Origin of the sequence: Salinibaculum salinum, from assembly GCF_037645885.1 — an archaeon.
Classification (GTDB): domain Archaea; phylum Halobacteriota; class Halobacteria; order Halobacteriales; family Haloarculaceae; genus Salinibaculum; species Salinibaculum salinum.
On record NZ_JBBENW010000002.1, the window covers coordinates 377,118 to 392,391 of the forward strand.

General features: G+C 62.6%; 12 protein-coding genes. 5 read left to right on the forward strand and 7 right to left on the reverse strand.

The window, feature by feature from the left end; genetic code table 11:
• Positions 1-244: 244 nt before the first annotated feature.
• Entirely contained in the window at positions 245-379 is a 135-nt protein-coding gene (locus WDJ60_RS04815) for a 30S ribosomal protein S27ae (RefSeq protein WP_302082255.1), read from the reverse strand.
• A complete protein-coding gene (locus WDJ60_RS04820; protein ID WP_340098865.1) occupies positions 379-690 on the reverse strand; it encodes a 30S ribosomal protein S24e in 312 nt (103 codons plus the stop codon). Before WDJ60_RS04820 ends, WDJ60_RS04815 begins: the two co-directional genes overlap by 1 nt.
• 194 nt (positions 691-884) lie before the next feature.
• Between WDJ60_RS04820 and WDJ60_RS04825 the strand changes: the two genes are divergently transcribed.
• Genes WDJ60_RS04825 through WDJ60_RS04835 form a run of 3 tightly spaced genes read left to right on the forward strand, consistent with a single transcriptional unit; the run spans position 885 to position 5,712 of the window.
• On the forward strand, positions 885-2,336 hold the full coding sequence (locus tag WDJ60_RS04825; protein ID WP_340098866.1) for a DUF7125 family protein: 1,452 nt from the start codon (positions 885-887) through the stop codon (positions 2,334-2,336).
• Complete coding sequence (locus WDJ60_RS04830; RefSeq protein ID WP_340098867.1) at positions 2,333-4,540, forward strand: PAS domain-containing protein; 2,208 nt, start codon at positions 2,333-2,335, stop codon at positions 4,538-4,540. Before WDJ60_RS04825 ends, WDJ60_RS04830 begins: the two co-directional genes overlap by 4 nt.
• A gap of 47 nt (positions 4,541-4,587) precedes the next feature.
• A complete protein-coding gene (locus WDJ60_RS04835; RefSeq protein WP_340098868.1) occupies positions 4,588-5,712 on the forward strand; it encodes a site-2 protease family protein in 1,125 nt (374 codons plus the stop codon).
• On the opposite strand, the gene WDJ60_RS04840 is transcribed toward WDJ60_RS04835, so the two are convergent.
• Positions 5,709-7,574, reverse strand: coding sequence for a rhomboid family intramembrane serine protease (locus tag WDJ60_RS04840; RefSeq protein ID WP_340098869.1), 1,866 nt, complete (start codon positions 7,572-7,574; stop codon positions 5,709-5,711). The two genes, WDJ60_RS04835 and WDJ60_RS04840, sit on opposite strands and share 4 nt — an antisense overlap.
• A 53-nt stretch (positions 7,575-7,627) precedes the next feature.
• Here WDJ60_RS04840 and WDJ60_RS04845 point away from each other — a divergent pair, with 53 nt between their 5' ends.
• Positions 7,628-8,293, forward strand: coding sequence for a hypothetical protein (locus WDJ60_RS04845; RefSeq protein WP_340098870.1), 666 nt, complete (start codon positions 7,628-7,630; stop codon positions 8,291-8,293).
• Positions 8,294-8,515: 222 nt separating this feature from the next.
• Here the strand turns inward: WDJ60_RS04845 and WDJ60_RS04850 are convergent, their stop codons facing one another.
• Complete coding sequence (locus WDJ60_RS04850) at positions 8,516-9,538, reverse strand: AAA family ATPase (protein ID WP_340098871.1); 1,023 nt, start codon at positions 9,536-9,538, stop codon at positions 8,516-8,518.
• 160 nt (positions 9,539-9,698) lie between these two features.
• Between WDJ60_RS04850 and WDJ60_RS04855 the strand changes: the two genes are divergently transcribed.
• Positions 9,699-10,976: a HEAT repeat domain-containing protein gene (locus tag WDJ60_RS04855; protein ID WP_340098872.1), complete on the forward strand. Its 1,278-nt coding sequence runs from the start codon at positions 9,699-9,701 to the stop codon at positions 10,974-10,976.
• 23 nt (positions 10,977-10,999) lie between these two features.
• On the opposite strand, the gene WDJ60_RS04860 is transcribed toward WDJ60_RS04855, so the two are convergent.
• The 3 genes from WDJ60_RS04860 to WDJ60_RS04870 all read right to left on the reverse strand — a co-directional run bounded on the left by WDJ60_RS04860 (position 11,000) and on the right by WDJ60_RS04870 (position 15,195).
• The gene (locus WDJ60_RS04860; protein ID WP_340098873.1) at positions 11,000-11,839 is read right to left on the reverse strand and encodes a DUF7504 family protein; all 840 of its coding nucleotides are present in this window, start codon (positions 11,837-11,839) and stop codon (positions 11,000-11,002) included.
• A 220-nt stretch (positions 11,840-12,059) separates the two neighbouring features.
• On the reverse strand, positions 12,060-12,830 hold the full coding sequence (locus WDJ60_RS04865) for an MOSC domain-containing protein (RefSeq protein WP_340098874.1): 771 nt from the start codon (positions 12,828-12,830) through the stop codon (positions 12,060-12,062).
• A gap of 91 nt (positions 12,831-12,921) precedes the next feature.
• Complete coding sequence (locus tag WDJ60_RS04870; protein ID WP_340098875.1) at positions 12,922-15,195, reverse strand: bacterio-opsin activator domain-containing protein; 2,274 nt, start codon at positions 15,193-15,195, stop codon at positions 12,922-12,924.
• Positions 15,196-15,274 lie beyond the last annotated feature (79 nt).

Consider the following 15,274-nt stretch of genomic DNA (forward strand, 5'->3'; position numbering starts at 1 on the left):
TGCTCGATGGGCAATCAATCGATGTTGCGGACGGCCGGGAGCGCGTCCCGAGCGCGGATGCGCGAGGTCGCGCGAGACGGGGAAAGGCAGGTCTGCCGTTGCTGTGCGGTTGCGGTAGCCACTCCGATAGCACCCGCGAACGCTCTACCGAACGTGAGCGGCCTTTTTCACTATGTTTTTGCAAGGACGGTGCGGTGTGCGCCGTCAGGCGCACCCGACACCGGACGCAGCAAAAAGTAGTCTACTACTCCCACTCAGTATAGCCGCACTTCCCGCAGTGCTGGCGGTCGTCGTGCTGGGCGAGGAACGAATCGCCGCATCGGGGACACAGTTCGCGCTCGGCGTCGCCGTCGTCGTTGTAGAGTTCGTGTCGGGGCATTATGCCTCCTCGGCCTCCTCGCTCTCGCCGTCGGCGACAATCTTGTTGCGGTCGAGCATGTGGTCCTGCTCGACGTCCTGTGCGTGCTCGGGCGTCTCGTAGACTTTCGCGTAGCCGATGGTCGTTCGCATCCCGAACTTCGTGTCCAGTTTGTGGACGACGACTTCCTCGCTGTCCTTGTTCAGCATGGCCGCAAGCGAGTCTCGCACGGAGAGGCGGGAGGGCGTCGCCTCCTCGTGAGTGACCTCGAACCGGACGTCCGTCCGGTGCAACATAGGGTTCTCGTCTTCTTCGATGATATCGATATCCATGTTGGTGTATCTTCACTCTGAGTCGCGTAAAAGCATTTCGAAGGCCGTTCCGACCGTCCAGCCGCCTCGCGGTTCGCAATACTGTCAATTACCTATACAAAATTCTATTGCCGAGTGACGACTAATCGGATACCACACAGTGTCTTGTTTTCTCATGCACGTCAAATATCTCACTCAGGCTGGAGGTACTGTCTGTGGCTGAACTTCCGCGAGTACCGACGGGTATCGCCGGTCTCGACGAGGTTCTTCGCGGCGGACTGGTCGCCGGGCGGAGTTATCTGCTCCGGGGCGAACCAGGGACGGGAAAATCGATTCTCGGGTTGCACTTCCTGACTGCCGGCACCGACGACGAGACGGTGCTGTACATCAACCTCGAAGAGCCGACTGACCAGATCCGAGACAACGCCAGGTCGCTTGGATTCGACCTCTCTGACGTCGAGTTTCTCGACCTCTCACCGAGTTCCGACTTCTTCGCTGAAGACCAGTCATACAGCGTCTTCGAGTCCAGCGAAGTCGAGCAGACGCCGATGGCCGAGCGCATCACCGAGCGCGTCGGCAAACTCGAACCCGACCGCGTCTTCCTTGACCCGGTCACGCAGTTTCGGTATCTGACGAACGACGACTACCAGTTCCGCAAGCAGGTCATCTCCTTCATGCGCTATCTCAAGGAGCATGACGCCACTGTTCTGTTCACTTCGCAGTGGAGCGAGACCACGCCTGACGACGACCTGCAGTTTCTCGCCGACGGCGTCATCGAACTGGGTCAGAGTGAGCACGGCCGTACGCTCGAGGTGCCGAAACTCCGCGGCTCCGACAAACAGAGCGGCGTTCACTCGCTGACGATTTCACGGGATGGCATCGACGTGTACCCCGTTCTCGTGCCGGGCGATCACACTGCGTCGTTCGAAACCGGCACCCTCGCCTCGGGTGTCGAGACCCTCGATTCGTTGCTGAACGGTGGTCTCGAACGCGGCACCCTCACGGTCGTCAGCGGGCCGACCGGGGTCGGCAAGACCACCACCGGCTCGCTGTTCCTGACCGAAGCGGCCGCGAGTGGCGAACGGTCTGTCATCTACATGTTCGAGGAGAACGAGTCGACGTTCCGTCACCGGTCGGAGTCTATCGGGGTTCCCGTCGGTGAGATGGTCGACGACGGAACTCTCGCTATCGAGGAGATCGAGCCGCTCGACTTTTCACCCGAGGAGTTCGCCAGCATGGTCCGGGAGGAAGTCGAAGAGCACGACACCAGCGTCGTAATGCTCGACGGTATCAAAGGCTACACCCTCTCGATTCAGGGCGACGAGAAGGAACTCATTCGCAAGCTCCACGCGCTCGGACGGTACCTGAAAAACATGGGCGTGACCGTCGTCTTCCTCGACGAGGTTGCCTCCGTCCAGGGCGAATTTCGCCCAACAGAGGCCGGTATCAGCTATCTCGCGGACAATATCCTCTTTCTCCGATACGCAGAGATGGGTGACGAGATCGGAAAGGTTGTCGGCGTGCTGAAAAAGCGCGTCGGTACCTCCGAGCGGACCCTCCGCCCCTTCGAAATCACGGGTGGAGGAGTCGTCGTCGGTGACCCACTCTCGAACGTCCAGGGCCTGTTGAGCGGTTCGCCATCGATAGACTCTGAGACCCGTGAATGACCGGTGAGTTCGACCCTCCGTTGGCTGACGGGAGCGTCAGCGGTGAGTCCTCTCTCCGGCTGTTGTTGTCTCACAACCGAAACAGGGAACTGCTGGCCGACTGGCTCGCCCCGTCGTATCAGATTTCGACTGGTGACGGGCCGGACTTCGACGGGACCGACCTCTGTCTCGTCGACGACGAGGGGTTTCTCACCGCTCGGGAGTCGATTCAGGACTGGAAGGAGGCCGAACACCCGCGGTTCGCACCGGTCGTCCTCATCACGGAACAGCCGCTCTCTGAGGACCTCGAACCCGAGGCGTGGGCGGACATTGACGGGCTGTACGTCGTCGACGAGGTCGTGTCGATGCCGACAGAAAAGTCGGTGCTCGGTCGGCGACTGGAGAATTTACTTGAGCGGCGCTTTCTCTCTGACCGCCTCGCCAGACAGTACGAACGGTCCGAACAGCGGTTCGCCTCACTCTTTCACGCGATGCCGGACGCTGCCGTCGTGCTCGACGAAGACGCGACGATGGACTACGTCAACGACGCGTTCTGTGCGACGGTCGGGCTAGAACGTGAGGCGATTCTCGGGGAGTCGCTAGAATCGCTGTCTACGTTCGATGCCGCGACGATTGGCCAACTGCAGGACGCCGCTGCCCGCGCGATGGCCGGGGAGACGGTCGACGACCTGTCGATAGTGTTTGGGACCGAAGATGATGACGTACGCCACGCGGAACTCTCCGTCCGTGATACGACAGTCGCCGACAAACGCGGCGCCGTTCTCGTCTTCCACGACGTGACCGAACGTGTCGAACGCGAGTACGAACTCGAAGAGAGCGAACGTCGCTTTCGCTCGCTGTTCCAGTCCTCGAAAGACGCTCTGCTGCTCGCTGACGACGATGGTCGGTACGTCCAGGCTAACGAAGCAGCCACGAATCTGTTCGGTCTCGACCGCGACGAACTCCGTGGCCGCTCTGTCGAGGAGTTTACGCCAGCCGGCTACGATTTCGAAGCCGTCTGGGAGACGTTTCTCGACCAGGGGAGCATGCAAGGTGAGTTCGAACTTGTTCGGCCCGACGGCGAACATCGCATCACGGAGTTTGTCGCGACGACGAACGTCCGGCCCGGCGAGCATCTCTCTTCGCTGCGCGACGTGACCGAACGCCGCGAGATGCAGCGAGAACTGGCCCAGAGTGAACAGCGCTTCCGTGAGATTGCAAACCACGTTCGCGAGGTCATCTGGATGGTGACGCCGGACGCCAGTGAACTGCTGTACATGAGCCCGAGCGTCGAGGACCTCATCGGACAGACGCCGGACGAGATTCGGGACGACCCTGCGTCCGCCTTCGCCGAGCGGATGCCGGAAGACGACAGAACGCAGTTCGAGGAGTGGCTGTCGACAACGCTCGCGGATATCGCTGCTGGCGGGGAGAACGGCCCCTACCACACGGAGTTTCGACTCTCCTCACCCGATGGGACTCGCTGGATAGAACTCGATGCCTATCCAGTTTGCGACGAGGCAGGTGCGGTCGAACGCGTCGTCGGCATGTTGGACGATATCACCGAGACCAACGAGCGCGAGCGGGAACTCGAACGACAGAACGAACAGCTCGAGGAGTTCGCCAACATCGTCTCCCACGACCTCCGGAACCCGATTCAGATCATCCAGAGTCGAGCCGAAATGCTCCGGGAGAGAGACCGCGAGAGCGTGGACAGCGAGAGCATCTCAGCAATCCGGAACGCGGCCGGACGGATGGACGAACTCATCGAGGACCTGCTCTCGCTGTCCCGACAGGGTGAGGCGCTCGATGACATCCAGGTGTTCGACCTATCGTCGGTCGTCGAGGATGCCTGGAACCTCGTCGAGACGGGTGAGGCGACCCTGCAAACTGACATCCACGCGACTGTCGAAGCAGACTCGAATCGCCTTCAGCAGTTGTTCGAGAACCTCTTTCGAAACGCAATCGAACACGCCGGGCCCGCCGTGACTGTCTCAGTTGGGACGAGACTCCAGGGATTCTACGTCGCTGACGATGGACCTGGTATCCCCGAAGAACACCGTGAGAGTGCCTTCGAGAGTGGATTCTCCACAAACGAGGGCGGGACTGGTTACGGCCTTCACATTGTCGCCGACATCGTCGAGGCACACGGCTGGTCCATCGAGGTCACCGAGAGCGACGCTGGTGGTACACGCTTCGACATTACGGGCGTCGAGTTCGTCTGAACGTTTCAGCCAGCAATTATAACCGTCCGACACACGGTAGTATACCAATGCGAAATTTTACGCTGGGGAACATCTGGGGGATTCCCATCCGGGTCAATATTTCCCTGCTGGTGTTCTTACCGATTCTCGCCTATCTCATCGGCAGCGGCGAACAGCTTGCCGTCTATGCGGACCTCATCGAGGGGGTCGCACCGGTCACTATCGACGCCGCCGAACTCGTCGGTCAGCGCTGGACGGTCGGTATCCTCGCTGCTGTCGGGCTCTTCGTCAGCGTCGGAATTCACGAACTCGGTCACTCCTGGACTGCGATGCGCTACGGTATCCAGACTGAATCTATCACACTCTGGATTCTCGGCGGCCTGGCCAGTTTCTCCGAGATGCCCCGGGAGTGGAATCGCGAGTTCTGGATTGCTATCGCCGGTCCAATCACCAGCTTTCTGGTCGCCGGCGTCTGCTTACTCGCACTCACGGCGTTTCCGGTGTCTGCGCCCGTCGTCGTCTTCGTCGTCGGCTGGCTCGCCGTCACGAACGTCGTCCTCGCCGTGTTCAATCTGTTGCCCGCCTTCCCGATGGACGGCGGCCGCGTCCTCCGGGCGCTCCTCTCCCGGTGGCTCTCCTACACGCGCGCTACTCAGGTCGCCGCCCGCATCGGGACCATCTTTGCCGTCCTCTTTGCTGTCGTGGGCGTCCTCGCGTTCAGTCCGATCCTCCTATTGCTCGCCTTCTTCATTTACGGCGCGGCAACCAGCGAATCCAAGATGGTCGTCATCTCCGAACTGCTCTCTGACCTCACTGTCGCGGACCTCCTCACCGAAATCGAGCCCGTCGACGGCGACGAGACGCTCGCCGACCTCTTCCCGCGACTCCTCGCGGCCCGCCGGACGGACCTCCCGGTTGTCGACGCCAGCGGGAGGGTCGTCGGGGCCGTAACCGCCGACGCGATGCGGTCCGTTAACACCGCTGACTACGAAACCACCCGAGTCGACGATCTCGTGACGACCGACCTCTCGCGTCTCGACGCCGACATGGATGCCTTCGACGCGCTCGTCGAACTCAGTCAAAGCCGGAGCGAGGTCGCGCTCGCCGAACGCGACGGCGCCGTCGTCGGCGTCGTCTCCCGGTCGGACTTTGCTGCCGCTCTCGACCTCCGGCGCGGCAAACAGCCGTTCTAGCTCTCTCGGGTCCCAATTCGGACTCGGGTACCGTCAGATTCGGCGAACACTGCAACCTCGCCGCTCTTTCTCTCGGTTACGAACTCCAGCGGCCCGGCCGACGCTGTGCCGTTGACCTCAGGTATCGCCGCCGTTCCGACCGTGCTTCCGTTCTGGGTCACCCGGAGGTCGAAGCCGTCTTCGGCGGGAACGACACTGCTGTTGTGGTCGTCGACGCGCACGTCGGCCCGGACGGCCGAGGACGTGTACGACCGCGTGCGCTCGCCGTCCACGATCAGGTCGACGACGTAGGCACTTCCGTTGCCGACGACCGACCAGCCACTGCGCTCGACAGAGACGGTCTCGCGCCAGCCGACCCCGCCGACCGACACGCTCGCGTTGCCCTGGTAGGCAAGCAGGGACGACTGGACGGCAGTCGTCCACATCTCCCGCTGGTCGCTGACGACGACGACGCCGCTGACGTTGCTCTGTAAGGTTTCTTCCTCGATGAAATCGCCGACGGTCGAGTGGCCGGTTGTCCCGTTGTCGACGTAGGCGATCTGATAGTCCTCGACTGTGACGCTCGTCGAATTCTCGACACGGCCGTCGTCGACGAGCACGAACCCGTAGGGGACACCGACGAGGCCGACGAGTGCGGTGAAGACGGCGATTGTGCCGACCGCGGCCTGCCGGCGCGAAATCGGGCTTGCGAGGAGGCGGTCGGGCAGGAGCGGCGGGAGCGCGGGTATCGCGAGCAGCAGCGTGACGAAGACGGTCGTGATCGTGACGAGCCAGAACGACTCGTCGGAGACTGCAGCTCCGGCGATACCGAGTGCGCCGAAGAGGCCGAGAATGAGCAGCCAGATGGTCGCAATCTGGCGTCTGGTCGGTGCACGTGGCAACACCGAGAGGGGCCGTGGCAGCCCTTTCGTACTCCCGCCGGCCGCCACCGCGACCAGCACCGACAGCAGCAACACCAGCACTGTTCCGGCGCCTCGATAGAGGACGAAGGTGTTCGCATCCTCGGGCAGGGAGATGAGCCACAGCGACTGGACCAGGCCCACCAGCACCGTCGCGAAGAACACCCGCTCGACAGCCGGTCGGCGCTCCCGCGCGACCAGCAATCCCACGCCCAGGAGGACGCCGACCAGGAATCCCAGCATGTGCGCCTGAAATCCAATACCGGCCCAGGTCGGCGGTCCGGGTGCACCCGATTCGATGCCGGCCCGGACGATTGGCTGGCGCAGCGCCGTCACTAGCTGGCCGAGTGCGCTGGTGGTGACGACCGCGACGACGGCCGCAAGCGGTGCGGTCACGATGGCGAAACCGATGATGCCGAAGACGACCCCGGAAAAGCCGATACCCGGCCCCAGCGAGAAGAGGCTGGTGAAGAGCGCGCCTGCCAGCATGATGCCGGGGAAGATGACGATGGCTCGGACCCACGGTCGCTGGAGCACCCCTTTCGGGTGGCCGGCGTCGAACCGGCCGGCCAGACCGCCGAGTCGGTTGCCCCACGCGTCCGGCGGGTGATGCCCCCAGACGTACTCGGCGATGGGGGCGAACACGAGCGTCCCGGCCATGTTCCCGATGATGTGGCTCGCGGAGCCGTGGGCGATACCGGCGGTCGCCATTCCGAGCGGGTAGAAGTACGACCACGAGACGAACGGCAGGAAGACGGGGTCTTCGAAGTTCTGGAGGCCGCCCTGTGCCAGCAGATAAAAGACGACGTTGATGCCGACGATGACGAGCGTGCCCCACGGGACTCCGTAGAGGAGTCGGTCGGAGACACGCGCTCGCCAGCGCCCGCCGCCCGCGTACCACGCGAAGGTGAGTGCGAGGACGAGTGCGACACCGAGTGCCACCTGTGTCGGAGAGGGGACCATCTACACGCAGTTTGGCCGCCGCGCTCTTGGTTCTTTTCCGACAGGCCAGCGGCGTGTCCGACACAAAACACTTCATTCCGGACAACTCTGCGTTGGGTACAGTGCTCTCCCGTCGGACATATCTCGCACAGACTGGGCTAACTGTGTCGCTGCTGGCCAGCGGCTGCGCCGGTTTCAGGGACGACTCGCCCGACTCGGCGTTTGACCCCATCGAACGGCGGAAACAACTTGGCGGGGCCGAGCCGGTAGCTATCGAGGCAGAACCGGAACGGGAGTACACGTATCTGCCAGACGAGGACCGCGTGCGGATTACATACGGCTCCGGCCGTTCCCAGTTGATGCCATTCGAGGAATGGGGGACGATGCGGGCGAAGTTTCAGGCTGCTGACCACGTCGGGACACTCCTTCAGCAAGAGTCGCTGCTCGGTGATGGAATCAGTACCGGTGTCGGTGAGGTCTCACTCGATTCGATTGTCGACGCCACGCCACCAGCGGGAACCACGCCAATCGAGTACCGTTCGGTCGAGAGCGCGCCTATTATCAGCCACGAACATCTCTACGACCGCGACGGAACTCTCGTCACCGAACCCGATGCCGCCTTCGAGACGGTGGTTGCCGCGACACCGCGGGCGGTAACGGTGACGATGCTGTTTCCCGAACGAGAGTACACGACGACTGTTCCTGTCGTCTGTAAGCGTACGTGGTTACAGTACGACTGATACTGTTGGACGTAACTTCGTAAAGATATTCGCCACCCCGGGGTGGCGAAATTCTTGAAAGGCTTACGTCCGACAGTATGAGTCTGCCGCGTTGTCACTCCTGACTCCGCGCGTTGACCCATCTCGGCTAACAGATGCGACAGGTGGAGCCGGTCGTTCACTCACGACCAGTTACGTCGTCACCCAGCTCTGCGAGCAGGTGACTGATGTGTAACCGATCGTTCACTCACGACCGGCTCCCTGTGGTCCCATCTCGGCTAACAGATGCGACAGGTGGAGCCGATCGTTCGTCCCCTCTTTCAGGTCCATATCTATCTCGCCGGCCAGCCGGTGCAGGCGAGCGAGCGCGTCGCCGGTGTACCGCGAGCGGGCCACCGTCAGCACGTCGTCCAGCACTTCGGTGCCGCTGTATCCCTCGTCGACGAGGAGTTCGTCCAGCGTCGACCGGGCGTCGGTGAACGCCCCGGCCTCGGCGTCGGTCAGCATCTCCCCGACGCGCTCGTCGACGCCCACCGCAGAGAGCGTCTCGTAGGCGGTGTTCATCGTAATCTCGCCCGCCTGCTCGGCGGTGGTCTGGGCCCCCAGAATTGCGGCCCGGATGTCGCCGTCGGCCGCGCCGGCGACGTACTCCAGTCCCTCTGCGTCGTAGTCGACGCCCTCGGCCTCGACGATGGGCTCGAGGACGCCGACGATCTCCTCTGGCCTCGGCGAGCGAACCGGGATGGGGAAACACCGCGAGCGAATGGCGGGAATCAGCGAGGAGGGCTGGCGGGTGACGATGACGAACTGCGTCGCCTCGTAGTACTGCTCCATCACCCGTCGGAGCGCCTGCTGGAAGTCCTCGCGCATCCCCTCGGCGTTGTCGAGGACGACGGTCTTGTAGTCACCCGAAACTGGTGAGTAGCTCGCCGATTCCTTGAGCACGTGGTTGATGAGGTCGGCCTTCGAGGAGTTTCGGCGGCGCTTCGCGTCGATAAAGCGTGCAAATCGGGGGTCGTCGGCGAGTTCCTTCTTCGACATGCCGAAGAAGTCCGCGACGTTGATTTCGACGCGGTCGGCGTCGGGTTTCTCGTGTGTCTCGCGCGTGAGCGCGCGCACCGCTGCGGTCTTGCCACTGCCTTTCGGTCCGTGGACGACGAGATTCATCGGTTCTTGGATTGCCCGCTCGAATCGGTCCCGGACCTCGGGTTGGGGCAACTCTGACAGCGCCGGCGCGTGTTCCTCCGTCCACAGTGGCCCGTCCATCGGTTCTGTATTCGGTGTCGTCCGGTACAAATGTTCCTACCTGTGACGCCCGCGCGCCAGCAGTCATACTTATGTACGTTGGCTGTCCAGTTACAGTTCGACAGCGGGGAACTCTCGATCCGCTCCCACGCCCGCCAGCATCCCCTGCTCACGACGAATCATGTTCGACGACCAGCCAGCACGAGAGACGACGTTTCTCTACGAACTCGCGCGCGACTCCGAGACACAGAAGCTCATCTCGTATCTCCGACAGAGCGACAAGCCGGAGATTCGCCGCCGAACAGCCGAGGTTCTCGGTGACTTGGCCGACGTTTCGACACACGATGACGACGAGGACGCCGTCCGTGCACTCGTCTACACCGTGACCGAGGACGACGACGAGAGCGTCCGCGCTCGCGCCATCGACGCACTCTACCGGTACGGACAGCCCGCACTCGACCACCTGATAGACGAGATGGCCGACTTCGACACCGAAGAGGCGCCCGACTGGGTGACCTCTCGGACCTTGATCGGCTGGCTCGACGCCGACTATCCGGAGTTTCGCATGGTTGCGGCTGCGGCGCTGGGGCGGATGGGCGACGAGAACGCAGTCCCGCACTTGCTCGACGCGCTGGACGACTCCGCGCCGCGGGTCCGTGAGCGGGCTGCCCGGTCCTGCGGCCTCATCGGTGACTCCCGGTGTATCCCGGCACTCGCGGATCGACTGGACGACCGCAACCCGATCGTCCAACAGGCGGCTGCCAACGCGCTCGGCAGTATCGGTTCCCAGTCTGCACTCGAACCGCTCATCCCGCTGGCTCGTGCAGACAACGAGGAACTCCGGCGTATCGCCGTCGACGAACTCGGACAGTTCGGGAGCTTCAAACCGATCGTCGTCCTGTTGAAAGCCCTCGAAGACGACGCCGAGTCAATTCAGCGAACGGCGCTCGTCTCGCTCATCCAACTGTTCGTCGACGCACCACCGGACCGAAGCAAGGAAGTCCGGGGAACTGTCGCCGAGCAACTCCAGCGCATCGATACTGCGGCGGTTGTCCCGCCGCTGCTCGATGTCATGTCCGAGAGCCAGCGCTGGGAGATTCGGCGCAACGCGACGTGGCTCCTTGGGACCGTTGCCGACCCCGATAGCGACACCCGGGACGACGTGTACGACTGTCTCATCGATGCCCTCGACGACGAGGACGAACAGACCGCGAAGCTCGCTGCTGCAAGTCTCGCTGCCCTCGACAGCGACGAACTCGAACGCCGACTCCACATTTACGTGCAAGACGAGCAGGGCTCAGACGAGGCCGTCGACCTGGCGTCGGAAGTACTCGAAGAGATCGGGAGCTCGCTGTCGAAGGAACTGGTGACAAACTCCGTCGACTACACGTACGTCCGTAATCCGGCCGACTACACCGAACGCAAGCGCACACAGCACGGCGACGCCGAGGAGCAGTGAGCAACTCCCTCCTCTCGGGCACGTCAGCGGCTGCCGTCGTGAGCGCTTGTCACGAACGTCTGCTCGTTTGCCGTAATTGAGATGTCGAACAACTGTTCTAATATGTTTATCGTCGAGGCCGACTGCGCACTCGGGTTGACGTAGAAATGAGAGAGTGCGCCGACATCAGCAAGTCGCCGCGTGAGCAGATGCAGGAATTTGAACACTGTCTGGGTCTCGAACTTCTCGATAATCTCTGAGAGGATGTCGAATTCGAACGATACTTTGCCGTTTTTTCGCTTCTGCTCATCGAGGACGCGCGACGCTGTCTCGCCGAGGTCAGACAGTCCCAGACGCCTGTCCAGTCGAACGACTTCCAGGGGTGCGCTCGATAAGTCGACATTGTCGACGCCGGCGAGTGGCGTCTCTTTGGTCGTCAGGATGACCGTCCACGCCGGCCATTTCTGGAGTTTGTCTTTCAGCAGTCGAATCCGCTCGCCGGGCGTCGTCGTCACGAACACGACGATGTCGCCGGGTGTGAGAAAGTGCATGCGTGCGTTGTCCGCCCCGGTCGAATTCAGTGGTGAGCGAACGAGTACGCTCCCGGTCCCGTTGACCTCCTCTGCGACGTGTACGTCCGTCTCGATGAGTGGCTTCCCGTGTTCGAACAGATGTTCTCTGAACCGGTTGAGCCCGTCCTGTTCGTCGTGACTCTCGCCGGATCGGGTGCAGTACGGACACTCCCACGTCGTCCGGAAATCGGGCTTCGAGAGCTGGTTCCGGTGGTGCTCCAGAAGGTGAGACTTGATAGCGTCGGCTATCGTTCCCTGAGTCGCCGACCAGACAGTAAATTCACAGTGACGACACCGCCAGCGGTGGACCATCTATTCCATATCGAAACTGCGTGACTATAGTTTTTCACGTTATGTCTCGGGACCGCACAGCTCTGTGCAGATCTCCGCGATGGTACCCGGAGGCTTGGTGGTTGGTCTGACCGGAGAGAGTCGTTCTCTCGACGAGTTCATCGTGGGCCGTCCGCGGGGGGTGATCAGGTCGTCGCGGACCTGTTGATATCCACGTGACTGTCACCCGCTTCGGCTGCCGTCATGTCTCACTCTCCACGGTGTCGCCGACTCGGAGCGTCTTGCCGCGGTCTGGCGCTGGGATCTGTGTGATGATCATCGTGGTGTAGTAGTGGTCGAAGGCGGCTTCGTCGGTCCAGTCGGGGAACGTCTCCTGGCGCTTCTCGATGAAGGTTTCACGGAACCTGGCAATCGATTCGCCAGTGTCGGGGTCCCGTTGTGGGACGACACACCGGCCACACGGCGTGACACCCTCGAAGCGAACGCCGCCAACGTCGAAGGTAGGTGCGTCGTCGCCGACGAAGCGGTCCTCCCAGAACGCTGGGACGCCCGAAATCTCGACGTTCGCACGGAGGCGGCGGCGCGCGCTTTCGACGGTCATCCTGTCGAACCACGAGGCGACGGTCCGGAGGGTTCCGGTGCTGATGACCGACGGACCCATATCCCGTCGGTCGACGAATCCCAGCGTCTCGTCCCGCCGGAGCGTCAGGTCCGTGTCGAAAAACTCCTCGAACCACGCCTCGGCCCGGTCGCGCTCGCTGTCGAGGTCGAAGCGCTGGCACTCGCCGGCCGGCGTCTCGACGCGTAACTCGTCGGTCGCTCGGTCGAACGCCGTCGTCAGTTCGTGAACGCGAGCCGTTCGCTTTCCGTTTATCACGTCGCCGTCTGCGTCGAAGAGTGCGTATTCGCGGTCGGAAGCGAGCGTGCCACCGTCGAGGACGGTCGCGCTCTCGATGTCGCTGCCGGACAGTCCCTTCACCGGGTACACGGTGAGGCGTTCGAGTCGTGCCATGTGTTCGCTTTCTCCACATCAGGCCGGCGTCCCATTGAGGCTATCGACAGCGTCCGCTCGCTGCATTCGGGGGTTCTCACCGCCTCTCGAGCTACATCTCCGGGTCGAACAGCTCTTCGAGAACTTTCTGCTGGGCCGCCCGGAGGTGCTGGTGGTAGGTCGGTCGGGAGATGTCCATCGCCTCGGCGAGTTCGTTCCCGTCGATCTGACGGGGCCACTCGAAGAAACCACCGAGGAACGCCGTCCGAAGTGCCGTCTCCTGGCGGTCAGTAAAGCGGTCGGCCAGCGCTGCGCGGAACTCCTGTCTCGTCTGGACCGGTCGCTCGCGCTCGTGATAGCCCACGAGGTCCGTTCCCGGATACTGCTGTTCGACGAGGTCGTACAGCTCCCGGGCTTCTGCTTCGTATGGCAATTCGACGGTAAATCGTGCCTGCCCTTCGCTGGCGACGACGTGTCGCGGGACTGCCCCGTACTCGGTCAGTGTCGCAACCAGTGACTCTTCGACGATGAGTTCCACCAGACAGCTGTCGTCGTGGTTGACAATACACGTCGCTTCGCTGACTGCCTCGTCTTCGCGGGCGAGTTGTGCTAGCTCTTCGCCGTCGACTCCCTCTGCGGTGAGATACACCTGGAGCGTCCCGTCGGACCGGTAGTCGGTTCCGGCGACCGTCAGCGTACACTCTGCGGCCCGCGAGAGTCTGCTAAAGAGCAGACCCGAGTCGTCGATGGCGAACTCCAGTTCGATGATTTTGTCGGCATCGAGGATACGACCCCGCTCGACTGCGTTGATAGCGTTCGCGACCGCACGCCCGAGCGCGCTGAGGACGACCTGTTCGCGTTCGTCGAAGGCGTCGGACTCGTTGCTCAGAACCGCGAGGACGCCGTAGCTGGTGTCTTTGTACACCAGCGGGACGACCATCATCGACCGGGCCGAAGCGTCAGCGACGAGTTCGGTCCACTGCTCGTCGGTTCTCACGTCCTGTCTGACCTGCGCCGTCTCGGCCGCGTACGCTTTGCCGACGATGCTGTCCTCGGTGAGTTCGAAAGTTACGTCCCCGAATGGCAGCGCTGCCGTCCCGTCCCACGCTGCCGGGGTGATGGTGTCCGTCGCGACGTCAGGTCGACCAACCCACGCGAACGTGTACGGGTCCGCCGCTGCGAGTTGCTCGACGACGCCCGCCTCCAGTTCGTCCCGGGTGGTCGCTTCGACCAGGACTTCGATGGTGTTCTCGATGAGGCCGTTGACCCGTTCGAGGACGGTTTCGACGTGCTCCCGGGCCTCCCGGACTTCGCGTTCGCGCTTCGCCCGAGTGAAGGCCGCAGCGGCCGCCGTTGCCAACAGCGCGAGCACCTGTTCGTCGGTCTCGTCGAACGCTGCCGGCTCGACTGCACCGACACTAATCGTGCCGTGGACGCCGATCGGATAGTACATCGCCGAGCGAATCTCGTCGGAGTCCACGTCCGCGTCGACCGTCCGGAGGTCGTCGATAATACGGGATTCGCCGGTCGCAAACACCTCGCCAGGAAGTCCCTCGCCCACGTCGTAGACCGGCCGATCGCCGAGGTAGTCTTTGATGGCCGCTGTCGCGCCTGCCGGGATTAGCGTCCCGGCGTCGGCGTCGTACACTCGCACCATGTTGATATCGAAGCCGAGTACGTCGGCAGCAGCCTTCGCCGCGAGTTCGGCGACTTCCTCGCGGTCGCGGGCCTGCATCAGCTGCTGGGTGGTGTCGAGCAGGCCCGAGAGCCGGTCGTGGTGGGACTGGCGCTCCCGTTCGTAGGCCTGCTGTTCGAGGATGTAGCTGACCCAGTCGGTCAGCAGGTCCACGAACGTCTTTTCCGAGAGCGTAAAGTCCCGCCCCCGTGGCTCGTGGTCCGCAAAACAGACCGTCCCGTACTGGTCGCCGTCGACGTAGATGGCTGCGCCGAGATAACAGCCCAGACTGAACCGTTCGTAGGCCGGGTCGTCCTCCCACCCTTCCTCGACCGCGTTGTCGACGGCCAGCGGCGTCTCCTGGTTCAGCGTTTTTCGGCAATAGGCTTCCTCCAGCGGTGCCGTCGAACCCGGCTGGAGTTTTGGGTGGTCACCGACTGATTCGACTATCTCCTGTGTCTCGTCGTCGATTGCCGTCAGAAATGCCAGATCGACATCCAGCCGCTCGCGCCCGATATCGAGCATTCGAACGATTTTCTCCGTCTGGGTGTACTCAGTGCTGGACGCGACCTCGTGGAGATTCTGAAGTGCGCGTTCACCCGTCGGTAGTTCGCCTTCGGTGGCTGCTCTCCCCCCGTCTGTGACGATTCGTCTATCCTCCGTCCCGTTCGTGCCTGCCACCGCGCGAGCCGCGCGAATTCCCTCTCTCATGCAGTTACCGTACCTAACGCTCTCTCCATGTTAAAACACCACTCCAGTTGCTGCTGTTGTCCTCGCAGATCGAAATTCT